Below are 23,331 nucleotides of genomic sequence, written 5' to 3'. Positions count from 1 at the left end.
CAGGCCGGAGCGAGGCGTGCTGACAACTAGCGTCGAAAACGGCATGCGCCATGCCGTCTCGAACTGCGCACGCTGGCCCTTTGCGGGGCCGGGCGGGACCAGCTGTTCCGGATTCAGCACCAGCGGCGCCGGTTTTGGCTGGCTGGTGTCGCTCGTGGTCGTTTTCGCGGTGGCCTCCGTGGTCATCGCCATGCTGATGACCCAGCGCCGCAAGCTGAACGCCCGGTTGAAGGATCCCCGTGAGGAAGCCCGCCGGGCCCTCGCGTTCCACGCCTACCACGACAACCTTACGGGCTTGCCCAACCGTGCCTTCCTCATGCGCGAGCTGGAAGAAGCCCTGGCGCAACCAGGCGGCGCGGTGCTGGCGGTCATGTTCATCGACCTCGACGGCTTCAAGTCGATCAACGACACCCTGGGCCACGAGGCAGGCGATACCTTCCTGCGTGCCGTGGCGACCTCGCTGCGCAGCAGCGTCCGGGAGCGCGACACGGTGTCGCGCTTCGGCGGCGACGAATTCGTGGTGGTGGTGAAATCCTACGGTGGCATGGAAAACCTGGTGCGCGTGTGCCGCAAGGTGCTCGACCTGGTCTCCCAGCCCGTGAATGTCGCCGGCCAGCTGGTCGCGGTGAGCCCCAGCATCGGGATCGCCATCGCACCGCAGGACGGCCATGAAGCCGAGGCGCTCATCCGTAATGCCGATGCCGCCATGTACGCGGTGAAGGAAACCGGCAAGGCGGATTTCCGTTTCTACGAAGAAGGGATGCTCGAGGCCGCGCGCGAGCGCCTGGCCCTCACCGTGGAGTTGCGCGAGGCACTGCAGCGCGGCGAACTCGATGTGGAGTACCAGCCCAAGCGCAACCTGCACGATGGCAGCCTGGCCGGGGTCGAAGCGCTGGCGCGCTGGCACCATCCCGTGCGCGGCGATGTGCCGCCCAGCGTGTTCGTGGCGGTCGCCGAGCGCTCGGGCCTTATCCATGCGCTGGGCGAGTACGTGTTGCGCGCCGTGCTGGCGCAGGTCCAGGCCTGGGACAAGGCGGCCCGCTTCGTGGATTACGTGGCGATCAACCTCTCGATGCACGAGCTGAGTCGCCCTGCGTTCGTTGAAACGCTGCACCGGGTCGTCCGCTCGTTCGGGGTGGACCCCACCCGTATCCGCTTCGAGCTCACCGAATCCACCGCCATGCGCGAGCCGGAAGAAACGATGCGCCAGCTGGTGAAGCTGCGTTCGCACGGGTTCGACCTGCTCATCGACGACTTCGGCGCGGGCTACTGGAACCTCAGCCATCTGCGCGAGTTGCCGGTGGGCACGATCAAGATCGACCAGAGCTTCGTGCGCGGCAGCGATTCGAACCTGGCCGATCGCGAGATCACCGAGGCCATCGTGGGCCTCGCCAAGAAACTCAACATGCGGACCATCGCCGAGGGCGTGGAAACCGAAGCGCAGGCCGATTGGCTGCGCGGGCTGGGCTGCGATATCGGCCAGGGCTATTTCTTCGCGCGCCCCATGACGGCCGATGCGTTCAGCCGTTACCTCGACCCTTCGATGGCTTATGCAGGCTGATCGCTCGAACCGGCCCTTCCGCTTCCTGCTGTTGCGCGCCCTCGTCGTTGTCTTTGTCACCTCTATGTTGTGCATGGGCAGCGCCACGGCGCAGGTAGCCCAGCATGTGGCCGTCGATCCCTGGGCCGCTTACGAGACAGCGTGGTTCGATACCGTGGGCGTCGCCGATGGCCTGCCGCATTCCACGACCACGGCCATCGTCCAGGACAAGGCCGGCGTGATCTGGATCGGCACGTTCGGCGGCCTCGCCCGGTACGACGGCTACCGCATGCAGGTGTTCGGCCAGGAACCGGATTCGTACGGCGGCGCCGTGTTGCCCGATGCCTATGTCCGCGCGCTGATGCCGCTGGATGATGGTGGCCTGCTCGTTGGCACCAATGCCGGTGGCCTGCTGCGCTTCGACCCGAAGACCGTGCGCTTCCACCTTTACCCGGTGGGGAAGGGCGGCACGGCCAATGGCAAGGTGTTTGCCATCGCCCGGTCGAGCGACCCGGACATCTTCTGGATCGCCACCGAAGGCGGCCTGGACCGGCTGAAGCTGTCGACGGGCGAGATCACCCATGTCACGGGCCAGCCCGGCGACGACCGTTCGATGGTGCCGCGCACGTTCATGGTGGCGGAAGATCACGCAGGCAATCTCTGGGTCGGCCTGGACAACGGCGTGTTCATCCGCAAGCCCGGCGGTCATTTCGAGCGTGTCGTGTCGAGCGATCCCGAGATCGATGCGATCCTGCACGATCAGGTCTGGGCGCTGTACCAGGACAGCAAGAACCGCATGTGGGTCGGCACCGGGCAGTCCGGCGCGGTGTACATCACCCCGGATGGGCACGGCCACCTCGTGCCCGGTTATTCGGGCAAGACCGGCCTGGCCCGCCGCCGCACCATCCGTGCGTTCCGCGAGACCCCGGAGCACGTGTTGTGGGCGGCCACCGATGGCGCGGGCGTCGTCACCTACGACTTCAACACCGGGCAGCTGCGCGCGCTCTCGCACGATGCGGCCATGGCTTCGTCGCTCCCCGGCGACATCACGCGCGATATCTTCCAGGACCGCACGGGCAACATCTGGGTCGCCACCGAACTCGGCGCCGCGCACTATGACCCGAACGGCCGCAAGGTCTTCTCGGTGCTGCCTTCGCCGTTGCAGTCGCACACCTTGTCGAACGCCAACGTCCACTCGGTGTTCGTCGATCCGCGCGGTCGGATCTGGCTCGGCCTGGGCATGGGCCGCGTGGACGTGCTCGATCTGGGTAGCGGCGGCATGCGCCACCTGCAGCTCGGCGGCGAGCAGGCCGAGCGCGATGTGCAGGCCTTCGTCGTGGCGCCGGATGGTTCGATCTGGGCGGGTGCACAGGGCGTCTCGCGGATCGACCCGAATACCTTCGCCTTGCAGAGCTCGATGATCCCGAGCCTGGATGGCCGGCTCATCCTTTCCATGCAGCGCGATGGCAACGACCTGCTCATCGGTACCTACGATGGGCTGTTCCGTTACGACACGGTCTCCGGCGCGTTGCGCCAGATGCGGCACGACGACAAGGATCCGCATAGCCTGGTCGGCGACCAGGTTCGCCACATCGTGCGCATGGCGCATTCGTGGTGGTTCGCCACCATCAGCGGCATCAGCGTCTCGTACGACGGCGAGCCGGGTTTCGTGAACATCCGCCATGAGCCGGCGGACCCGAAAAGCCTGCCGCAGGATTACACCGGTTCGATGGCGTTTGATTCGCATCACCGGCTGTGGCTGGGCACGTTCGGTGGCATCGCCTACCTCGATGATTTCAAGGAGCGCGGGCCGTTCCGCTTTGGCCTGATCGGCGCGCGCGAGGGGCTGGTCAATACCAAGATCAATGCGCTGCTGGTCGATCATGACGACCGCGTCTGGGCGTCGATGGCAAATGGCGTGGCCATGGTCGATGCGGCCAGCCACCGGGTGTTCGACCTGGGCATTCGCGATGGCCTGCGCATCCCGAGCTATATCCACCGAGCCGCGGCCGAGGCGCCGGGTGGTGAGCTGATGTTCGGCGGCCTCGGCGGCCTGACGGTTGTGCGTCCGTACTGGGTGGCGCCGCAGGTGGCGACACCGCAGCTGGCAGTGACCCATATCGCCATGAACGATAAGTCCGTGCCGCTGGCGCAGCTACCGGAAGAGGGTGGCCGGATAAAGCTCGATGGTGACGGCCGGAACCTGCGCGTTGACTTCGCGCTGCTGGATTTCCGCGCGCCGCAGGAGACCCATTACGCGTACCGCATGGACGACACGGATAACGCGTGGAACGAAGTGGCCCGCGGCATCCCGCCGAGCGCCATTTACACGAACCTCGCCAGCGGCACGTACACACTTCGCCTGCGCGCGACCATGCGCGGACTGGATGCGCGCACGATCGAGACCTCGGTGCGTGTCGAGGTGGTGCCGCGCTGGTACGAGAGCCCATGGACCTTGCTGCTTGGCGTAGCGGTGGCCGTGGCGATGTTCTTCGGTCTCGTGTATCTGCGGACGCTGTACCTGCGCCGCCGTGCCGAGCTGCTACAGGCGCAGGTCGAGGCACGTACGCGTGACCTGAAGGCGGCGAATGAGCGCCTCGACCATCTGGCGGGAACCGATGAGCTGACGGGTTCGTTGAACCGCCGCCGCTTCCTGGAGCAGGCGGAGCGCGTGCGCCAGGGCGCGGCGACGGATGGCATTCCGTTCAGCATGGTGTTGCTCGATATCGATGACTTCAAGACCGTGAACGATACGTTCGGCCATCTGGCAGGCGATACGGTGATCCGCGAGACGATGCGAGTGATTTCGTCGATGTGCCGTGCGGATGACCTGGCGGGTCGCTTTGGCGGCGAGGAGTTCATCCTGTGCTTGCCGGGTGCGCTGGCGGAGCACGCGCTGGATATCACGGAGCGAGTGCGCCATGCGCTGGCGTCGCAGGTGATCGTGCATGGCGATTACCGTATCCGCATTACGGTAAGCGCGGGCGTAGCGATGTGGCGCGCGCCGGAATCCCTGAATTCGCTGCTTGGCCGCGCTGACGAGGCGCTATACGAGGCGAAGAACGACGGGCGTAACCGCAGTCGTATCGCCAGCCTTTGAGTCGGTTCATTCGCTGAAGCGAATGCATGTGTTGAGCGGCTGGCGCCGCCTCGCGCTCGGACGTCTCAGGAAAGAGGCCTTGGGGCCCACCCTCGCTGCTCAGACAGGTCCTCCGCGTTCGTAAAGGAGTGCCGCTCCGCGGCAGATGTATTAATTAGGCCTACGGCCGCTCTCTTGTGCGGAACTCGCCTCGAGGGTGGGCCCCAAGGCCTCCCGGACACACTGAGGTGGTGTGGGCGGAGAGCCGTCGACATGGCTGTGGCGGCAGGCCCTGTCGTTCGAGGTGCAAACCACCGACAGGCCAGCGGCGTCTCTGTAGGAGCCCACCCTGTGGGCGACGCCGTTCGCGGAAAGCCCCGGATCTTGCGGCGTCTGACCCTTGATCATCGTGCCGTGCGAGAGGGTCTGAGCGTTGAGGCGAAAGATGTCGCCCACAGGGTGGGCTCCTACAGCAGCCGTGACGGCCGCGGTGGCTTTCCCCTCACGCAACCTCAGTATGTCCGAGCGCGAAAGCGATGGCGTAAGCCGAGCGACGCGAAGCCGAAGGCGAGCCGTATCGAACCGGCGTAACCGCAGCCGTGTCGCTAGCCTATGGAGCTCGTGAAGGTTACGGTCCCCTGCGGTGGTACCAGATCTCGATGTCGTCGATCGCTACGGAAATGCCATCGCTCCCTTCGTTTGTGAAGATTTGCATGCTAGTGAAATAGCCAAAGGTGTTGTCGGGGACAATCGTTACGAGCGAATTCTCGTGGTCGATATCAACTTTGGTCGGGCCAGGCGAGCCCGTGATTTGTAAAGAGCCTGGGGGCAGGTTCGTCACGCACCTGAATCGGAGTTTCTCCCAAAAACTATTGAAGTCATCCTTTACCGAAAAACTAACTTGAAGGGGGAAGCTAGCTTGATTCGATTTGGCTTCGAAATACTTGCCATCAAGCGGTGGTCTGCCGCCTTCTGCGATCACGGAAGGTCCGAAGTGATCGCCGGCCCTCACAGTGACGTGGTCTGCGTCGGCGAGACCGCTCGCTCCGAGCCTGCATTCCTCAAAGGCTTCGACCTGATCTGGTTCACGATCATCCTTGAGGCCTTTTTGCTTCGCGTTAGACATTGCATTCTCCTTTGCTTAAGAGGACCCCTGTGTCCCTGAGTGATGCCAGCGTCGTGCTGGGGCGTTAGTGTGGGTTCTCGGTTGCGTCGCTGCCTCCACCGAGGTCGCGGATGACGCGCACTTCGGTTGCGTACCAGGGTCCGTCTTCGCCAGGGTGCACGTTGAATTCGACGCGCTGGCCGGGTTGGAGGTGTGGTGCGCTGGCAGGTATGTGCCGTGTTTCGCGGCTCTCTGCCTGTACCTCGATATCGAAGAGCGCACGGAGCCAGGACGGTATCCGTAGCAGGTTGCGAAGACGCATGGCTGGTTCCTCCGTGAGGGAGCGCGATGTGTCGTTAGCGTCTGTTTCGGGTGTGTGCCGGGTTGATTGGTGTGCAAGGGATGCCGTCACATGGGCTTTACGTTGTCGGCTTGCGGACCTTTCTTTCCCTGAGTCACCTCGTATTCGACTTTCTGGCCTTCTTGCAGCGATTTGAAGCCGTTGCCCTGTATTGAGCGAAAGTGCACGAACACATCTGGGCCACCCGCATCCTGCGTGATGAAACCAAAGCCCTTCGCATCGTTGAACCACTTAACGGTACCCGTTGCCATAACACGCTCCTGAGCTTGCCCTGTGCCACCACGTTACGCCCGGCCCGCGTCGCGCAGCACATGCCCGACATAGCAATCGCTACGCAATTGCAGTAGCCGCCGCGCTAAGTCACCGAATATCCGACATTTCTGTAGGAGCCCACCCTGTGGGCGACGCCGTTCGCGGCAGAGTCCGGATCTTGCGGCGTTTGGCCCTTGATCGATCGTGCCGTGCGACAGGGCCTGAGCGTTGAGGCGAAAGATGTCGCCCACAGGGTGGGCTCCTACGGGCGTTTGGCAGGTGTGGGGCGCCGCGAGGTCGGCCGTGTTGCTGGCGGAGGCTTTCCCACCGATTTGCCTCAGTGTGTCCGAGAGGCCTTGGCGCCCACCCTCGAGGCGAGTTGTCGGAGACGAGGCGGGCGGACGGGAACAGCCGCCGCAGGCGGGAGCGGCCATGGATGGCCGCTCGTTTGAAACCGAGCCAGGGAAGGCGAGTTTCAAACCCCCGTCCGCACGCCGGTTCGCGCCCGTAGGGCAATAAGTACATGGCCCCGGAGGGGCATCCTTTTCGAACGTTGGAGACTTGTCTGAGCAGCGAGGGTGGGCGCCAAGGGCTCTTTCCGGAAACGTCAGAGCACTAAGGCGATGGCGAAGCCGAGCGCCCCCGAGCGATGCCGAAGGCGAGCCGTATCGAACCTCAGTCCCGGAAGTTCTCGAACTGCAGCGGAAGTTCGAAATCCGCCTTACGGAGCAGGGCGATAGCATCCTGAAGATCGTCACGCTTCTTACCCGTGACACGGATCTTCTCCCCGTTGATCTGAGCCTCGACCTTCAGCTTCGCCTCCTTGATCTTCGCGATAATCTTCTTCGCGACAGGCTGCTCAATACCCTGCTTCACGGTCACCTTCTGGCGCGCCTCAGCCAGGTTCGTCTCCACCTTGCCCACATCCAGCGCACGCACATCAATCTGGCGCGCAGCCAGGCGCGTACGCAGGATCTGATGGATCTGCTCGATCTGGAACTCGTTATCAGCCTTCTGCGTAATCACACTGTCCTCCAGCTCGAACTTCGCCTTCGTGCCCTTCAGGTCAAACCGGGTCGAAACCTCACGGTTCGCCTGGTCCACGGCATTGCTCAGTTCGTGCTTATCGACTTCCGAAACGATATCGAAGGAAGGCATGGGGTAGTCCTCGCATAGGGTTACAGCCGACAAGTCTACGCGACGGCGGTACCATATGCGTTTGCACGGCCAGGCAGACCCCCATGGAATACGACGCCATCGTCATTGGCGCAGGCGCCGCCGGCCTCATGGCCGCCATCGTCGCCGGCCAGCGGGGCCGCCGGGTGCTGGTGCTCGACCACGCCAACAAGGCGGGCAAGAAGATCCTGATGAGCGGCGGCGGCCGCTGCAATTTCACCCACACCCACACCACCCCGGCCAACTTCCTCAGCCGAAACCCCCATTTCTGCAAGTCGGCCCTCGCCCGGTACACCCCGTGGCACTTCATCGACCTCGTCGACAAGCACCGGATCAAGTACCACGAGAAAAGCCCCGGCCAGCTGTTCTGCGACGAATCCTCCAAGCTCATCGTGCGGATGCTGCTCGATGAATGCGCGGCGGCGGGTGTGAGGATCGAGCTCAACACCCCGGTCACCCGGATCCGGGCAGGCGAGGGCGGCTTTGGCTGCGACACCCCGCTAGGCCGGTTCAGCGCCCCGTCCCTGGTCATCGCCACGGGCGGCCTGTCGATTCCCAGCCTGGGCGCCAGTGGCTTTGGCTATGAGGTGGCGAAGCAGTTTGGCCATACCGTGCTCCCCGTGCGCGCCGGGCTGGTGCCGCTCACCCTCAGCGGCAAGCACCAGGAGCGTTACGACGGATTGGCCGGTGTGGCCCTGCCCATCGAAGCCCGCGCCAACGGCACCAGCTTCCGCGACGCCATGCTGTTCACCCACCGCGGCATCAGCGGGCCCTCCATCCTGCAGATCTCGTCGTACTGGGAGCCGGGCGTGGATCTTCGCCTCGACCTGCTGCCGGGCCAGGATGCCTATGAGGCGCTGCGCGCCGGTCGCGAAGAGCGCCCCGCAGCCGAATTCCGCACCGTGCTCTCCAGCTTGCTGCCGCGCCGCCTGGCCGAACGCCTGTGCGAGGTCTGGCTGCCGAGCAAGCCCATGCGCCAGTACCGTGACGCCGAATTGAAGGACATCGCGGCACAGTTGCAGGACTGGCCGCTGGTCGCCAGCGGCACCGAGGGCTATCGCACCGCCGAGGTCACCCTGGGCGGCGTGGATACCGACGAAGTGTCGTCGGCCACCCTCATGTCCAAGCGCCAGCCCGGACTGTTCTTCGTCGGCGAAGTGCTCGACGTGACCGGCCACCTGGGTGGCTACAACTTCCAATGGGCCTGGGCCTCGGGACACGCCGCGGGCCAGGCCGTCTGACCGGAGTAGGTGTTATGCGTATCGGATTTATCGGGCTGGGCAGCATGGGCGCGGGCATGGCCGCGAACCTGGTCAAGGGTGGCCACGAGGTCACCGTGTGGAACCGCACGGCGTCGGTCGCGGAGCCGCTCAAGGCGCTGGGCGCGAAGGTCGCCGCGACGGCTGCCGAGGCCGCGCAAGGCGCGGAGGTGGTCCACAACATGCTGGCCAATGACGCGGCCGTGCGCGAGGTGATCCTGGGTGAGGTGCTGCCCGCGCTGGCGCAGGGTGCCGTCCATGTGAACCACGCGACGATCTCCGTGGCCCTGGCGCAGGAACTGTCGGATACGCATGACGCACGCGGCGTGGGCTTCGTCTCCGCGCCGGTGTTCGGCCGCCCCGAGGTGGCCGCTGCCGGCAACCTCAACATGGTGGCCTCTGGCCAGCCCGCGTACCTGGCAAAAGTGCAGCCGTTGCTGGAGTTGCTCGCAGCGAAGGTCTGGCCCATGGGGGATGACCCCATCCGTGCGGCGGTGGTGAAGATCAGCGGCAACTTCCTCATTGGCGCCGCCATCGAGAGCATGGCCGAGGCGAGCGCCCTGACCCGTGCCCACGGCGTGGCGGCGAAGGATTTCCTCGAGGTGATGCAGAACACCTTGTTTTCGGCCCCGATCTACAAGATTTACGGCGGCATGATTGCCGAGGACCGCTACGAGCCGGCCGGCTTCAAGCTCAGCCTGGGCTTCAAGGATGTGGGGCTCGCCCGCGCCGCCGCCGAGACGAAGCGGGTGCCGATGCCGGTGGCCAGTGTCCTCCACGATGCCTTGCTGGAATCGCTCAATCGCGGCGATGGCGATATCGACTGGGCGGGGCTGGCCCGCGTGGCCGCGGCGCGGGCCAACCTGAAGGATTGAAGCGTTAGGCCGTTTTTACGCACGTCTTCACAATCGCTTGGCCGCCGGGTTGGCGACAATCGGGAAGCACGCTGTTGTGCGGCTTCCCAGGCGAGAACAATGACCGCAAGCTGGAAAACGGTGTACGAAGGCCAGCACGAGGGCCGGGCGGTGACGGTACGCGAATCGCAGGATGGCACCTTCAAGGTGCTGACGAAGCAGACCGTCCACGATGAAGGCATCGCTTACCAGGACGGCCACCGCTTCGTCCATGTCTCGCCCGCCAGTGTGGGTGAGCAGGTGGAGAGCGAGGTGAATTCCCGTGATTCGCTCGAAGAGGCGCTGAAGGAGCTGCATTTCTCCTCGGCGACTGTCTCGGCGATCGTCGAGGGCATGCACTGAGCCCGCCCATGCGTTGACGGCCCCCGCCGTCTATCTGCCATGATGGGGGCTCGTTCCCCCATTCAGGCGTGCTCCGTCCATGGCAGAAACGACCCCGACCTTCGAGCGCACGGTGCCTCGCATCCTGATGTGCGCTCCCACGTATTTCGAGGTCAGCTACGTCATCAATCCCTGGATGACGGGCCATGTGCACGACACCACGTCAGAGCGCTCCCAGCGCCAGTGGGATGCGTTGCGGGAGACCGTCCAGCGGCACGCCGACGTGGTGATCCAGCCGCCGGCGGAGGGTCAGCCGGACATGGTCTTTGCCGCCAATGCCGGCCTGGTCTTCGGCAACAGCTTCGTACCCAGTCGCTTCCGTTATGACGAGCGCAAGGGCGAGGAGGCGCACAACCGCGCGTTCTTCACCCACCACGGTTTCGACATCGTCGAGCTGCCCGACGGGGTGTTCTTCGAAGGCGCAGGCGATGCGCTGTTCGACCGCGGCACCAGCCGCCGCCTCTGGATGGGCCATGGGCACCGCTCGGATCTGGAGGCTGCGCCGGCGCTGACCCGGCTGCTCGATATCGAGGTGTTGCCGCTCAAGCTCGCGGATCCGCGGTTCTATCACCTGGATACCTGCTTCTGCCCGCTGGTGAATGGCTACACCCTCTATTTCCCGGCGGCCTTCGATGCCGCCTCGCTGGCGCTGATCGAGCGCCATGTGCCGCCCGCGGAGCGCATTACCGTGGATGAGCACGATGCCGTGGCGTTTGCCTGCAATGCGGTGAATCTCGGCCGGGTCGTCATCCTCAACCGCGCCAGTCCCGGGTTGCGCTCACGGCTGGAGGCCGCCGGCTTCATGGTCATCGAGGTGGCCCTCGATGAGTACATGAAATCCGGCGGCGCGGCGAAGTGCCTTACCTTGCGCCTTGACGAAGCGATGGGCGCCTGAGCCCTCAGGCGTCGCGCCAGTCCACCACGCCATCAATGATGGTGTTGGTGCGGCCGCCGACCCAGACGTGCTCGCCGTCGATACGGATGATGATCCGGGCGTCGTGTCCGACCTCGCGGCCCTGGCTCACGATGTAGCCCTTGCTGAGTGTGCCGGTGGTGTCATGCGTGGCCACATAGGCGGCGATGAGGCCGTTCGCGGCGCCCGAGGCGGGGTCTTCGACGATGCCGACGCCAGCGGGGAAGGCACGCACGGCCAGGCCCTCGGCGGTGCGGGCGAACACGCACAGGCCCAGTGTGTCGGTGGCGAGGGCGAGGGCGCGGATCGCTGCGTGATCCGGGCGCCAGCCGCGCAGGGTGGCTTCATCCGCGAACTCCGCGACCCACCAGCGCCGGCCGCCTTCGACGCAGGCCGGCTTGAGGGCGCCGAGCGTGACGCCATAGAGCACGCTCGAAAGGCATTCGCCGCCCTTGGAGCCATCACCCACGACGCGAGCCTTCGGCGATTGCACGAAAAGTTCGCGATCGGGGCCGGTGCCTTCCACCAGGATCGGCAGTACGCCAGCGCCGCATTCCTGCCAGACCACGCCAGCGGCATCCGGGGTGATGAGCCCGGCATCGAGCGCCGCGTGGGCGCTGCCGATGGTCGGGTGGCCGGCAAACGGTATCTCCTTGCTCGGCGTGAAGATTCGCGCGCGGTAGTTCGCGCCTTCAGCGCGTGCCGGGAGCAGGAAGGTGGTTTCCACCAGATTGGTCCAGTGGGCGAAGCGCTGCATGCGTTCGTCCGACCAGCCCTCGGCGTCGATCACCACGCCAAGGGGGTTGCCGCCGCCGTGACGGGCGGCAAAAACGTCGAGCTGCTTATATCGGATGGGGGACATCGTCGGTCAGGAGCAGGGGGAGGTCGTGAATCATAGCCCTCCTTCGATGCCCGGCGGGGTTCACAATGCCGCACATTGCAGCCAAGATGCGCGCTGGCTCGCCGTTTCCAGGACGTAATCCCCGCGCATGACCACCACGATCCTCATTATCCTCGTGACCTGCGTGGTCTCGTTCCTCGCCCTGCAGAACCGAAAGCTCATGGATGACCTGGTGCTTTGGCCGCCAGCCATCAACCGCAGCCGTGAGTATTACCGGCTGATCAGCTATGGCCTGGTCCACGCCGATTTTGGCCACCTGCTCTTCAACATGCTCACGCTGTATTTCTTCGGCCGTGCGATCGAGGAGTTCTATACCTCGATCATGGGGCCGCTCGGCTTCGTCACGTTCTATATCGGCGGGCTGCTTTTTTCGATTTTGCCGACTTATGTCAAAAACCGGAAAAACGCGGGCTACACGAGCCTGGGTGCATCGGGCGCGGTCTCGGGCGTGCTGTTCGCCTTCGCCCTGTTTGCCCCGTGGCGGCGCATCCTGGTCATCATTGTCCCGATGCCGGTGATCCTCTACGCCATTCTTTTCGTGGTGTATTCGATCTACATGGATCGTCGTGGCGGCGATAACGTGAACCACGGCGCGCATCTGTGGGGCGCGGCCTACGGGGTCATTTTCACTATCGCCTTGCGCCCCGAAATTCTCCCGTACTTCCTCAGTGCGGTGACGCAGCCCGGACTTTCCTGATTCGGAACTGAACTTTTTCGACAAATTGATGTGACTTCCGCCAATACCTGTTACATCATCCACCTACCGGATCACTGACGATCATTCGATCATCCGGCATGCACGCGGGTTTCCCCGCTGGGGGGCGGTTCGCGTCGGCTACTACCGCAGGAGGAGTTAGCGCATGGCAACCACCCGTAAGTCTGCCGCGAAGAAATCCACGGCGAAGAAATCGGCGTCGAAGAAGTCGGCTGTGAAAAAGGCTGCCGTGAAGAAGGCGGTCGTCGCGAAGAAGGCGGCCCCGAAGAAGGCCGCGGCAAAGAAGGCTGCACCGAAGAAGGCTGCGCGCAAGGCCGCTCCGGCGGCCAAGAAGGCCGTGAAGAAGGCTGCGGCGAAGAAGGCGGCGCCGAAGAAGGCTGCTCGCAAGACGGTCGCCCGCAAGGCCGCCGTGAAGAAGTCGCCGGCGAAGAAGGCTGCCGCGCGCAAGGTCGCACGACCGGTAGCAAAGAAGGCCGCCGCCAAAAAGGCCGCGCCGAAGACGGCCGGCCGCAAGGCCGCCGCCAAGAAGGTTGTCGTGAAGGGTTCGCCGAAAACCGCGGCCGCCAAGACCGCGGCGAAGAAGGTAGCCGTTCGTCCGTCGCCGAAGACCGCTGCAGCGAAGACGGCGGCAAAGAAGGTCACGGTGAAGGCCTCGCCGAAGACGGCCGCCGCGAAGACTGCGGCAAGCAAGGCGCCGGCGAAGAAGGTCGCCACCCGTCCGGTGGCCGTGCCGAAGCCGGTAGCCGCGAAGCCGGCAGCAAAGCCCGCGTCGAAGCCGGTCGCACGTACAGCCCCGCGTCCGCGCCCCGCGCCGAAGCCGGCGGCGCCGGCCGATGAGCCGGTGCAGCACATCAGCCAGGAAGAAGCGGTGGCGCATATCCAGGCGCTGCTTGAAGCCAAGAAAGAACGTGATCGCCAGCCGCCGTCGTGGCCCGTCGGTGATCGCAGCGGTAATCCTGGGACGCAGGCGGGTAACGAGACGGCCGCTCCGAAGGTGCCGTCGCCGGAAGCCAGCTACGCCAACAATGCGCATGAGCGTGGTGATCAGCAGAAGAACAAAGGCTGATCCCATCGCCTGAATGGAGGGAAAGGGTCGCTTTCGCGGCCCTTTCTTTTTTAGCGCGCGTTCAAAGATGGCGGAGCAGTGTGGTGCTCACCTACACGAGGCCCACCATGCGCCGACTTTCGCTGTCATTGCTGGCTTTACCTGCCTGCCTTGCGCTTGGCGGGTGCTACTACGACCCGGGCTACGGCTACGTGCGTAATGGCACGGGCGGCGATGCCTATATCGGTACGGAAACGTCGACAACGGTCGTTTCCGGTGGCGGTTATTACGGCGGCCCTGCCTACGGTTACTACGACTACGGTCCGGGTTACTACGGACCAGGTTGCTGTTATGGCGGCACCACGGTGATCTATCGCGATGCGTATGGGCATCGCTATTACGGTGATCGTTATGGCCACGGGCGGCCGCCGCCGGGAGGCTGGAATAACCGGCCGCCGCCGCGCGGGGGCGATTGGCACGGTGGCCGTCCGCCGCCGGGTGGCGGGGGTGAATGGCATGGACGACCGCCACCGCCGGGTGGTGGTGACGGACACGGCAGGCCACCACCGCCGGGCGGCTGGGGTTCGCGTGGTGGCGATCATCGCCCGCCACCGGATCGGCCGATTCCGTCATCAGGCGGTTCGCGCTCGCCGTCCGACAACCGTGGCAACGGACGCGGCGGATACCACAACCGTAACGACTAGTGGTTGGTAAGCCCTACACAACGTCTTGGCTTTGCCTGACACGTTGCGTCGGGCCATTCCCTGGCATAGCCGACCTACGCTGACGGACCTCTTTCGTCGCTGCAGGTCGCCGTGTCGTTTCGCGCGCCCCCCATCACGTTATGCACGTTCGCCGTGGCCGCCCTGGTGGGCTGCGCGGTTGTGCAGGCATTCCCCGTGCTGCCCTCGTTACCGGTGCTCGGTGCCTCGGCATGCGGGGCGCTCGTCGTGTTCGCCATGCGTCGGTGGCCGTGGCTGAGGTTGCCAGCCATTGCCGTGCTGTTCGCATGCTGGGCATCGTTGCATGCGCTACATCGCATGGCGGCCCGTTTGCCGTCGGTATGGGAGGGCACCGATATGGTGCTCACCGGCCGCGTGGCTGACCTTCCCAGGCGTCGGGGCGCGGATGTTTCCTTCCTGTTCCAGCCGTTGCCGCGGGCGGGTGAGCCACGCCTGCGTGGGCCGGTGCGGCTCACGTGGTACCGCGCCCATGAGACCCCAGCCCCTTGCGAGACGTGGCGATTCAGCGCGCGTCTACGCCGCCCGCGCGGTGTCGTGAATCCGGGTGGCAACGATGCCGAGCGCGTCGCGCTCATGAAGAACATCGTGGCCACCGGCTACGTCCGCGCATCCGCCGAGAGCACGCGCGTCGCAAGCGGGCATTGCGTGGATGGCTGGCGCGATGCGATCGGCCAGCGCATGGACGGCATGCTCGGCGAGCGAGGGGCGCGGGTACTCAAGGCGCTGGCCATCGGTGATACGCGCGGGCTCGATGCGGCGGATTGGGATGTCGCCCGCGCGACGGGCACATCGCATCTGATCGCTATCTCCGGTTTTCACGTGGGCGTGGCGGCGGGTGGTGGCGTGCTGGTAGCGCGGGGCCTGTACCTGCTGCTGCCCTGGCTGGCGACGCGCTTGCCCCGGCGCATCGCGCAGGCGGTGCTCGCATGGGGCGTTGCGTGTGCTTACGGCATGCTCGCCGGCATGGGCTTGCCCACGGTGCGCACACTGCTCATGGTCGCCGTCCTGGTCATCGCGGCCGCCACGCGGCGGCGCGCGGGTGGTCTCTCGCTCCTGGCCCTGGCGCTTATGGCCGTGTTGGTGGTCGATCCGCTGGCTGTGCTGTCGGCGGGATTCTGGTTGTCCTTCGCGGGCGTCGCGTTCCTGATGGCCTGTACGGCGCCTGCCGCTGGCGGGTGGCGCGGATGGCTAGCGGCATTGCTGCGCACGCAGGCGGTGATGAGCCTGGCGCTGCTGCCGATGTCGCTGTGGCTGTTTGGTAGCGCGTCGCTCGTTTCGTTTGCAGCCAATCTCGTCGCCGCGCCGCTGGTGAGTTTCATGGTCATTCCGCTGACCCTCGTGGGTTGTGTCTGCCTGCCGGTGGCCGAGCTGGCCTCGCTGCCGTTGCGGGCGGCGTTATGGATCGTTGAGCGCCTGTGGGACATGCTCGCACCGATGGCGGCGTGGCCCGCCGCGCAACTGGCCCTGCCCGACGCAGGGCCGTTGCCCACGTTGTTCGCCACAGCGGGCGCCGCATGGGTTTTCGCGCCGCGCGGCGTGCCGTTGCGTGGCTTCGCCTTGCTCTGCTTCCTGCCGCTGCTATGTCCGCCACGTGTGGCGCCGGCGCACGGGGCGTTCCGCGCGTGGGTGCTCGACGTAGGGCAGGGGCTTGCCGTTGTCCTGCGTACGCGGACACACACACTGGTCTATGACACAGGGCCCGGGTTTGGCGCAGGCCACGATGCCGGGGCCGGCATCGTCCTGCCGTCGGTGACGGCGTTGGGCATCGCGCCGGTGGATGTGCTGGTGGTCAGCCATGGCGATAACGACCACGCAGGCGGTGCACGGGCCGTGCAGCGTCGCTATCCCTCGGCGCGCGTGTGGGCGGGCGAGCCTGGCCGCCTGCCGCTGCCATCCGCGGCTTGTGCCGGTGCACCACCGTGGTCCTGGGACGGTGTCCGCTTTCGGTTCATTCCGGTGCCACCTCCTGTGTCGGGCAAGATCAAGGCGAACGATCGCTCTTGCGTGCTCGCCGTGGAGGGGCAGGGCGGCCGCCTGCTGCTTACCGGTGATATCGGTGCGGCGGCGGAAGCGAGGATGGCCGCGGGTGATCTCGTGTCGCCGTTGCCTACGGTGACGACCCTGGCGCATCACGGCAGCCGGCATTCGTCGTCGGCCGCGTGGCTGCGCAAGGTGCGGCCAGCGTTCACTGTCGCGGGCGCCGGCTGGCGCAACCGGTTTGGCCACCCGCATCCGCTGGTCATCGATCGGCATGCTGCCATCGGCGCCCAGGTGTACGACACGGCGCGCAGTGGTGCGGTCCGCATCGATGTGCCGTCGCATGGGCCGCCTCAGGTAAGCCGCGAGTGGCGGCGTCCGCACGGGCGCTACTGGCGGGAGTAGCAAGGCCCTCCGCCTCCGGCCATGTGTTGCACTGCGGTTTGACAAGATCGATTTAGAACGATTTAAATCCACGATTCATACCAAATAGGGGAACAGCGCGTGACCGAACCGAAGCTGGGATGGAGCAGGGCGGCGCTTGCGCTCGCGATCGCATCGATGGTGGTGCCGGCCGGTGTGCTGGCCGCGACGCCGGGCTTCCACAGCTCGTTCGAAGCAGGTGATCCCGCGCTCGCCGCGGCGCCGTTTGGCGGCCTGGACGTCCGTATCGCCGGTGGCCCGCCGAAGGAGGCGGTACTCACGGCCAAGCCCGATGTTGGCTTCACCGGTATGCACTCACTGCATTACGCCGGCACGTCCACGGGCGCGCCCCTCACCGCAAAGCTGTTCGACACGGCCGTGGCCGTCGGCGACGACACCACGCTTTCGTGGCTCGTGTTCCCGCGATCCAACGGGAACGACCTGAGCAACCCCTCCAATTACGTCAGCGTCGATGTCGTCTTTGACGATGGCTCGAAGCTCTCCGCCACGGGTGCCGTGGACCAGCACCGTATCCCGGCCACGGCAAAGGGCCAGGGCCTCGGCCGCGTGCTCTATCCGGACCAGTGGAACTACGTCAGCGTCGACCTGGGCAAGGTGGCCAAGGGCCGCAAGGTCAAGTCGATCGAGCTGTCGGCCGATGCCCCGGCGGGCAAGGCGTTCGAGGGCTGGATCGACGATGTGCGCATCGCCGCGCAGCCGGCGTTCGAGAGCAGCCACCCCACGGATTACGTGGATACGCGCCGTGGTTCCAACGCCAACGCCAACTTCTCGCGCGGCAATAACTTCCCGGCCGCTGCCATGCCGCACGGCTTCAATTTCTGGACGCCGGTGACCAAGGCCGGTTCGAACTGGCTCTACCAGTACCAGGACAGCAACGGCGACGATAACCGCCCGCGCATCGAGGCCTTCCAGGTCTCGCATGAGCCGAGCCCCTGGATGGGCGAGCGACAGACCTTCCAGGTGATGCCGGCCCAGGTGGAAAGCGGCGCCCCGGCGCTGAAGCGCGAAACCCGCGCGCTCTCGTTCACCCATGCCGAGGAGACGGCGCACCCGGATTACTACGGTGTGCATTTCGATAACGGTATCCGTACCGAGATCACGCCGACGGATCACGCGGCGATGTTCCGGTTCACCTTCACCGGCAAGCGCGCCCAGCTGGTGTTCGACAACCTCAACGACAAGGCCTCGGTCACCCTCGACCCGGCCGGCCGCAGTATCCATGGCTGGTCCGATGTGAAGAGCGGCCTGTCCACGGGCGCGACCCGCCTGTTCTTCTACGCCGAGTTCGATAAGCCCGTGGCCGAGAGCGGCCGCCTCACCGGCGAGAAGCGCGATGCCGCTTCCGCGTGGTTCGGCTTCGACACAGCGAAGAAGGGCGGCAAGCAGGTGACGATGCGTATCGCCACCTCGCTCATCAGCGTCGACCAGGCCAAGGCCAACCTCGGCCAGGAAATCGCGGCGACTGACACCTTCGACAGCGTGCGCGAGCGTGCCCGCAAGGCCTGGGACGACCGCCTCGGCCGTTTCCAGGTGGAAGGCGCAAGCCGCGACGAGCGCACCATCCTCTATTCGAACCTCTACCGCCTGTTCCTTTACCCGAACCAGGCGTACGAGAACACCGGGACGAAGGACGCACCGAAGTGGCAGTACGCCAGCCCGTTCTCCGCGGCCGCCGGTGAGAACACCGATACGCACACGGGCGCGCGCATCGTCGATGGCAAGCCGTATGTGAACAACGGCCTGTGGGATACCTACCGCACGGCGTGGCCGGCCTACACGCTGTTCACCCCGACCGAAGCCGGCGAGATGATCGATGGCTTCGTCCAGCAGTACCGCGATGGCGGCTGGATCGCCCGCTGGACCTCGCCGGGTTATGCCGACCTCATGGTGGGCACGAGCTCGGATGTCGCCTTCGCCGATGCCTGGCTGAAGGGGGTGCATAACTTCGACGTCGCCAACTTCTACCTGTCGGCGATCCGCAATGCCTCCACCGTCAGCACCGACGTCAAGGGCGCGGGCCGCAAGGGCATCGAACGCTCGATCTTCAATGGCTATACCGACGACAAGGTGCACGAAGGCCTGTCGTGGTCGACCGCGGGCTACATCAACGACTTTGGTATCGCCAACCTCGCCGATGCACTGGCGAAGGACAGAGCGCATGGCGGTGGCTACAAGAGCTACGCCGATGACGCCCAGTGGTACCGCGGCCGCGCGGTGGGCTACACCAACCTGTTCAATCCGGAAGCCGGCTTCTTCATCGCCCGCGATCCGACGGGCAAGTGGCGCTGGACCGCGAAGGAGTTCAACCCCACCCGTTGGGGCGGCGACTACACCGAGACGAATGCCTGGAACATGGCGTTCGACGCCCCGCAGGATGGCGCCGGCCTGGCCGGGCTCTACGGCGGCCGCGAGCAGCTGGGTGCCAAGCTGGATGCGTTCTTCAATGCGCCGGGCAACTTCGACGTGGGCGACTACGGCGATGTGATCCACGAAATGCTCGAGGCGCGCGACGTGCGCATGGGCCAGTACGGCCACTCGAACCAGCCCTCGCACCACATCATCTGGATGTACGACGAAGCGGGCCAGCCGTGGAAGACCCAGGACAAGCTGCGCGATGCCATGTCGCGCCTCTATGTCGGCAGCGAGATCGGCCAGGGTTACCCGGGCGATGAAGACAACGGCGAGATGTCGGCGTGGTGGATCTTCGGTGCTGCGGGCTTCTATCCGCTGCGCATGGGTACGCCAGAATACGTGATCGGCGCGCCGTACTTCCCGCACATGAGCATCAAGCTCGAGAACGGCGCCACGCTCGATATCCGCGCGCCGGGCGTGAGCGATACCAACCGCTTCGTGCAGTCGCTGAAGGTCAACGGCCAGCCGTGGACCAAGCTCACGCTGCCGCACGAACTGCTGGCCAAGGGCGCGACGCTGGAGTTCACCATGGGCCCGGCGCCGTCGAACTGGGGCACGGGTGCGGAGAACCTGCCGGGCTCGATCACGCCGGAAGGCGCGAAGCCGGCGCCCTTCCACGATGTGCTGCAGGCGGCCGATCTCACGCTCGATGGGAAGAAGGGCACGGGCGCCTCGCTCGCCGCCGCGGTGGATAATGACTCCTCGACCGAACTGGCCCTGCCGACCGGCAAGGCGGTGATCGTCGATCGCCTGGCCAAGCCGGCCACGGTGGCGATGTACACCATCAGCTCGGGCGCCTCGGCCGCCGTGCCGGGGGCGTGGAAGCTGGAAGGTTCGGCGGATGGCAAGCACTGGCAGGTCCTCGACCAGCGCCAGGGCGAAACCTTCCCGTGGCACCGCCAGACCCGCGCGTTCGCCATCGCCACCCCGGGCAGCTATGCGCACTACCGCCTGACCCTCGACGGCAACGGCCCCGCCGCCGTGGCCGAACTGGAGCTGCTGGCCAGGTAATCGGCCGCACCCACCGTAGGAGCCCACCCTGTGGGCGACATCTTTCGCGAAAACGCCACGGGACCCGTGGCCGGATTGCGAACGGCGTCGCCCACAGGGTGGGCTCCTACGGTCTTGCGGACGGGGCTGTCCGCAAACCCCTACGTTCAGTCATTGTGAAGGCTGACTCAGTCCCCCAGCCGGGCCCTGCTATCATGCGGGCCTGACTGATAAGTACCCTTGGGGTTCACGTGCTCGAGATCCTTCTTGCCGGCGGTTGGGCGCTCCTGCCCATCCTCATCTGCTCGTTCGTCGCCCTCGCCATCGTGCTCGAGCGTTTCTGGGCCTTGCGCCGCGCGGCCGTGCTGCCGCCGGGCCTGGGTGCCGAAGTGCGCGAGTGGGCCCGCTCCTCGCAGCTGGATGCCTCGCATCTCGCCGCGCTCGAGAAGGGCTCGCCGCTGGGTGAGCTGTTCGCCGGTGCCCTTGCCGTGCGCGACCGCCCGCGTGACATCATCAAGGAGCGCATCGAGGACACCGGCCGCCATGTGGTCCACCGCATGGAGCGCTACCTCAATACGCTCGGCACCATCGCCCTGATCGGCCCGCTGCTCGGCCTGCTCGGCACGGTCATCGGCCTCATCCGCATGTTCATGAACGTCATGGCGGGTGGCATCGGCGATCCGACCAAGATGGCCGGCGGTATCGGTGAAGCCCTGATCTGCACCGCGTTCGGCCTGGTGGTGTCCATCCCGGCCTACGTGCTGCACCGTTACTTCCGCTCCAAGGTCGGCGGCTACGTCGTCCAGATGGAAAAGGAAGCCACCGCGCTGCTCGACGACCTCTCGGCCCGTGCCCCGGCACCGCGCCGCCGCGCCACCGATGCGCAAGCCCCGGCGCAGGTCGGCTGATCCATGCGTATTGGTGCACGCCGCGAGGACGATTTCGAGATCAACGTGATCTCGCTCATCGACGTCCTGCTTACCCTGCTCATGTTCTTCGTGCTCAGCACCACGTTCGTGGAGCATTCGCGCCTGAAGGTGAACCTGCCGAAGTCCGACGCCGAGGCGCGCGATTCCACGGATAACGCGCTCACCGTCGTCGTCGATCGCGATGGCCATTATTCCGTCGGCAGCGACGAAGTGATGGGCGAGGGTATCGAGCCGCTCAAGGCCGCCATCGAGCGTTCCGGCGGCGACAACCACGATCGCCTCGTGGTGATCCGTGCCGATGCCATGACCCCGCACCAGAACGTCGTGCGCGCCATGGATGCGCTGGGCCAGGTCGGTTACACGCGCCTGTCGATCGCCACCACCCCCACCGAGACGGCGGGCGCCCAGTGAGCGCCCAGCCCAAGAAAGTCTCGGTCTGGGATGCCCGGACCTGGGCGACCTATAAGCGCTTGCTGGGTTACACGAAGCGGTTCCGCTCGGCGGGTTACATCGCCATCATCGGCATGATCGTCGACCCGATCTGCCTGTCGGTGTTCACCGGCCTGCTGAAGCCGATGATCGACAACCTGTTTGTCGAGAAGAACCCCGAAACGATCTTCTGGATGCCGATCTGGATCATCTGCATCTTCCTCGTGCGCGGCGTGGCGTCGTACGTCACCGACTACGGCATTGCGTACGTCGGTCGCAACGTGGTCCAGGCCATGCGCATCGACGTGTTCGCGGCGTACCTGCGCCTGCCGTCGGCGTTCTTCGCCCGTGAGCCGTCCGGGCAACAGATTTCGCGCGTCACGTATACGAGCGAGCAGGTCGCGGCGGCTTCGGCGGATTCGCTGAAGGTCGCGATCACCGAGGGCTTCACCGTCATCGGCATGCTCGGCGTCATGCTGTTCTACAGCCCGTACCTGACGCTGGCGCTGCTGGTGCTGGTGCCGTGCGTGGTCGCGCTGGTCACGGTGATCAGCCGCCGCTACCGCAAGATCAGCAAGCGTATCCAGGGCAACATGGGCACGGTGACCAGCGCGGTGGAAGAAGCCGTCGCGGCCAACCGCGAGGTGCGCATCTATGGCGGGCAGGGCCGCGAGGCCGAACGCTTCGCCGAGATCGCCGAACGCCAGCGTCGACTCAACCTGAAGGTGTCTGCCACCAGCGCGGCCTCGGGCGCCACCATCCAGACGGTTGGCGCGATCGCGCTCTCCGTACTGGTGTTCCTGGCCACGCGCCCGGATGTGCTCTACACGATCTCGCCCGGTATCTTCACCTCGGTGCTCACCGCCATGGGCGCGATGATGCCCTCGCTGAAGCGCCTGGCTGGTATCCAGGCCAGCCTGCAGAAGGGCGTCACGGCGGCCGAGGATCTCTTCGAGATCATGGACCAGCCCGCCGAGACCGACACCGGCACCGAGGTGCTGGAGCGCACGAAGGGCGATATCCGCTTCGAAGACATCCACCTGGTGTACGAACGCAACCAGCACGTCGCGCTACGCGGGGTCGACCTCGCGTGTGCACCGGGCACGGTCACCGCATTGGTTGGCCGCTCGGGTAGCGGCAAGTCCAGCCTCGTGAGCCTGCTGCCCCGGTTCTATGAACCGACGAAGGGCCGGATCCTCATCGATGGCCGTGATTACACGCAGTACACGCTGCCGTCGCTGCGCAAGCAGATCGCGTGGGTCGGGCAGCACGTGGTGCTGTTTGACGACACCGTAGCGGCGAACATCGCCTATGGCGAAATGGCCGAAGCGTCGGAAGCCGACATCATCGCGGCGGCGCAGGCAGCGAACGCCATGGAATTCATCGAGCGCCTGCCCGACGGGTTGCAGACCCGCATCGGCCAGGGCGGCAACTCGCTGTCCGGTGGCCAGCGCCAGCGCATCGCCATTGCGCGCGCCATCCTCAAGAACGCGCCGATCCTGGTGCTCGATGAAGCCACGAGCGCACTGGATACGGAGTCGGAGCGCCTGATCCAGGACGCGCTCACGCGCCTCATGCGCGACCGCACGACACTGGTCATCGCCCACCGCCTGTCGACCATCGAACACGCCGACCAGATCGCCGTGATGGAGCAGGGCCGGGTGATCGAGCTCGGTACGCATCGTGAACTGCTCGACAAGGGCGGCCAGTACGCGGCCCTGCATCGCATGCAGTTCCACGAGCAGGCCGCGGCGGGCTAAGCGTGG

19 protein-coding genes are annotated in these 23,331 nt (G+C 65.7%); 14 read left to right on the top strand and 5 right to left on the bottom strand.

The genetic code is table 11. From position 1 onward, the window contains the following. Positions 1 to 16 precede the first annotated feature (16 nt). Entirely contained in the window at positions 17 to 1,561 is a 1,545-nt protein-coding gene (locus tag L2Y96_RS22975) for a putative bifunctional diguanylate cyclase/phosphodiesterase (protein ID WP_283248841.1), read from the top strand. After that, positions 1,551 to 4,640: a ligand-binding sensor domain-containing protein gene (locus tag L2Y96_RS13405; protein WP_247326733.1), complete on the top strand. Its 3,090-nt coding sequence runs from the start codon at positions 1,551 to 1,553 to the stop codon at positions 4,638 to 4,640. Before L2Y96_RS22975 ends, L2Y96_RS13405 begins: the two co-directional genes overlap by 11 nt. A 607-nt stretch (positions 4,641 to 5,247) precedes the next feature. Here the strand turns inward: L2Y96_RS13405 and L2Y96_RS13400 are convergent. The 4 genes from L2Y96_RS13400 to L2Y96_RS13385 form a co-directional block, all read right to left on the bottom strand. Next, complete coding sequence (locus L2Y96_RS13400; RefSeq protein ID WP_247326730.1) at positions 5,248 to 5,745, bottom strand: hypothetical protein; 498 nt, start codon at positions 5,743 to 5,745, stop codon at positions 5,248 to 5,250. A gap of 64 nt (positions 5,746 to 5,809) precedes the next feature. Continuing rightward, a complete protein-coding gene (locus L2Y96_RS13395; protein WP_247326727.1) occupies positions 5,810 to 6,046 on the bottom strand; it encodes a cold-shock protein in 237 nt (78 codons plus the stop codon). A gap of 86 nt (positions 6,047 to 6,132) precedes the next feature. Beyond that, entirely contained in the window at positions 6,133 to 6,336 is a 204-nt protein-coding gene (locus L2Y96_RS13390) for a cold-shock protein (protein ID WP_247326726.1), read from the bottom strand. 676 nt (positions 6,337 to 7,012) lie between these two features. Continuing rightward, complete coding sequence (locus L2Y96_RS13385; protein ID WP_247326724.1) at positions 7,013 to 7,495, bottom strand: YajQ family cyclic di-GMP-binding protein; 483 nt, start codon at positions 7,493 to 7,495, stop codon at positions 7,013 to 7,015. Positions 7,496 to 7,578: 83 nt separating this feature from the next. Here L2Y96_RS13385 and L2Y96_RS13380 point away from each other — a divergent pair, with 83 nt between their 5' ends. The 4 genes from L2Y96_RS13380 to L2Y96_RS13365 all read left to right on the top strand — a co-directional run bounded on the left by L2Y96_RS13380 (position 7,579) and on the right by L2Y96_RS13365 (position 10,962). After that, positions 7,579 to 8,754, top strand: coding sequence for a BaiN/RdsA family NAD(P)/FAD-dependent oxidoreductase (locus L2Y96_RS13380; RefSeq protein ID WP_247326722.1), 1,176 nt, complete (start codon positions 7,579 to 7,581; stop codon positions 8,752 to 8,754). Positions 8,755 to 8,768: 14 nt separating this feature from the next. Then, positions 8,769 to 9,647 (top strand): NAD(P)-dependent oxidoreductase, encoded by an 879-nt coding sequence (locus L2Y96_RS13375; protein WP_247326720.1) that lies wholly within the window; start codon positions 8,769 to 8,771, stop codon positions 9,645 to 9,647. Positions 9,648 to 9,746: 99 nt separating this feature from the next. After that, positions 9,747 to 10,028 carry a hypothetical protein gene (locus L2Y96_RS13370; protein WP_247326718.1) on the top strand — a complete coding sequence of 94 codons (282 nt, stop codon included), beginning with the start codon at positions 9,747 to 9,749 and terminating at the stop codon, positions 10,026 to 10,028. A 79-nt stretch (positions 10,029 to 10,107) separates the two neighbouring features. Then, a complete protein-coding gene (locus L2Y96_RS13365; protein ID WP_247326716.1) occupies positions 10,108 to 10,962 on the top strand; it encodes a dimethylarginine dimethylaminohydrolase family protein in 855 nt (284 codons plus the stop codon). A gap of 4 nt (positions 10,963 to 10,966) precedes the next feature. Here the strand turns inward: L2Y96_RS13365 and L2Y96_RS13360 are convergent, their stop codons facing one another. Beyond that, positions 10,967 to 11,842, bottom strand: coding sequence for a PhzF family phenazine biosynthesis protein (locus L2Y96_RS13360; protein ID WP_247326713.1), 876 nt, complete (start codon positions 11,840 to 11,842; stop codon positions 10,967 to 10,969). 127 nt (positions 11,843 to 11,969) lie between these two features. Between L2Y96_RS13360 and L2Y96_RS13355 the strand changes: the two genes are divergently transcribed. The 8 genes from L2Y96_RS13355 to msbA all read left to right on the top strand — a co-directional run bounded on the left by L2Y96_RS13355 (position 11,970) and on the right by msbA (position 23,325). Continuing rightward, positions 11,970 to 12,578, top strand: a complete 609-nt coding sequence (locus L2Y96_RS13355; RefSeq protein WP_247326711.1) for a rhomboid family intramembrane serine protease — start codon at positions 11,970 to 11,972, stop codon at positions 12,576 to 12,578. A gap of 163 nt (positions 12,579 to 12,741) precedes the next feature. After that, complete coding sequence (locus L2Y96_RS22970; protein WP_283248840.1) at positions 12,742 to 13,662, top strand: hypothetical protein; 921 nt, start codon at positions 12,742 to 12,744, stop codon at positions 13,660 to 13,662. A 107-nt stretch (positions 13,663 to 13,769) separates the two neighbouring features. Continuing rightward, positions 13,770 to 14,345 (top strand): hypothetical protein, encoded by a 576-nt coding sequence (locus L2Y96_RS13345; RefSeq protein ID WP_247326710.1) that lies wholly within the window; start codon positions 13,770 to 13,772, stop codon positions 14,343 to 14,345. 195 nt (positions 14,346 to 14,540) lie between these two features. Continuing rightward, positions 14,541 to 16,766 carry a DNA internalization-related competence protein ComEC/Rec2 gene (locus L2Y96_RS13340; protein ID WP_247326696.1) on the top strand — a complete coding sequence of 742 codons (2,226 nt, stop codon included), beginning with the start codon at positions 14,541 to 14,543 and terminating at the stop codon, positions 16,764 to 16,766. Positions 16,767 to 16,922: 156 nt separating this feature from the next. Beyond that, positions 16,923 to 20,228, top strand: a complete 3,306-nt coding sequence (locus L2Y96_RS13335) for a GH92 family glycosyl hydrolase (protein WP_247337032.1) — start codon at positions 16,923 to 16,925, stop codon at positions 20,226 to 20,228. Between the two features lie 230 nt (positions 20,229 to 20,458). Beyond that, entirely contained in the window at positions 20,459 to 21,115 is a 657-nt protein-coding gene (locus tag L2Y96_RS13330; RefSeq protein WP_247326694.1) for a MotA/TolQ/ExbB proton channel family protein, read from the top strand. 3 nt (positions 21,116 to 21,118) lie between these two features. After that, positions 21,119 to 21,547 carry an ExbD/TolR family protein gene (locus L2Y96_RS13325; protein WP_247326690.1) on the top strand — a complete coding sequence of 143 codons (429 nt, stop codon included), beginning with the start codon at positions 21,119 to 21,121 and terminating at the stop codon, positions 21,545 to 21,547. Then, entirely contained in the window at positions 21,544 to 23,325 is a 1,782-nt protein-coding gene (msbA, locus tag L2Y96_RS13320; RefSeq protein ID WP_247326687.1) for a lipid A export permease/ATP-binding protein MsbA, read from the top strand. The genes L2Y96_RS13325 and msbA overlap by 4 nt, the downstream gene beginning before the upstream one ends. The last annotated feature ends 6 nt before the right edge of the window (positions 23,326 to 23,331 follow it).

The organism is Luteibacter aegosomaticola (assembly GCF_023078475.1).
GTDB lineage: Bacteria > Pseudomonadota > Gammaproteobacteria > Xanthomonadales > Rhodanobacteraceae > Luteibacter > Luteibacter aegosomaticola.
This window is presented reverse-complemented; position numbering and strand designations above follow the sequence as displayed.

Excerpts from the sequence above, each read along its gene's own strand:
- L2Y96_RS13390 (WP_247326726.1), bottom strand. The coding sequence starts at position 6,336 with ATGGCAACGGGTACCGTTAAGTGGTTCAACGATGCGAAGGGCTTTGGT.
- L2Y96_RS13370 (WP_247326718.1), top strand. The coding sequence starts at position 9,747 with ATGACCGCAAGCTGGAAAACGGTGTACGAAGGCCAGCACGAGGGCCGG.
- L2Y96_RS13360 (WP_247326713.1), bottom strand. The coding sequence starts at position 11,842 with ATGTCCCCCATCCGATATAAGCAGCTCGACGTTTTTGCCGCCCGTCAC.
- L2Y96_RS13335 (WP_247337032.1), top strand. The coding sequence starts at position 16,923 with ATGGTGGTGCCGGCCGGTGTGCTGGCCGCGACGCCGGGCTTCCACAGC.
- L2Y96_RS13405 (WP_247326733.1), top strand. The coding sequence starts at position 1,551 with ATGCAGGCTGATCGCTCGAACCGGCCCTTCCGCTTCCTGCTGTTGCGC.
- L2Y96_RS13380 (WP_247326722.1), top strand. The coding sequence starts at position 7,579 with ATGGAATACGACGCCATCGTCATTGGCGCAGGCGCCGCCGGCCTCATG.
- L2Y96_RS13355 (WP_247326711.1), top strand. The coding sequence starts at position 11,970 with ATGACCACCACGATCCTCATTATCCTCGTGACCTGCGTGGTCTCGTTC.
- L2Y96_RS13400 (WP_247326730.1), bottom strand. The coding sequence starts at position 5,745 with ATGTCTAACGCGAAGCAAAAAGGCCTCAAGGATGATCGTGAACCAGAT.
- L2Y96_RS13385 (WP_247326724.1), bottom strand. The coding sequence starts at position 7,495 with ATGCCTTCCTTCGATATCGTTTCGGAAGTCGATAAGCACGAACTGAGC.
- L2Y96_RS13345 (WP_247326710.1), top strand. The coding sequence starts at position 13,770 with ATGCGCCGACTTTCGCTGTCATTGCTGGCTTTACCTGCCTGCCTTGCG.
- L2Y96_RS13365 (WP_247326716.1), top strand. The coding sequence starts at position 10,108 with ATGGCAGAAACGACCCCGACCTTCGAGCGCACGGTGCCTCGCATCCTG.
- L2Y96_RS13395 (WP_247326727.1), bottom strand. The coding sequence starts at position 6,046 with ATGCGTCTTCGCAACCTGCTACGGATACCGTCCTGGCTCCGTGCGCTC.
- L2Y96_RS13375 (WP_247326720.1), top strand. The coding sequence starts at position 8,769 with ATGCGTATCGGATTTATCGGGCTGGGCAGCATGGGCGCGGGCATGGCC.
- L2Y96_RS22970 (WP_283248840.1), top strand. The coding sequence starts at position 12,742 with ATGGCAACCACCCGTAAGTCTGCCGCGAAGAAATCCACGGCGAAGAAA.
- L2Y96_RS13325 (WP_247326690.1), top strand. The coding sequence starts at position 21,119 with ATGCGTATTGGTGCACGCCGCGAGGACGATTTCGAGATCAACGTGATC.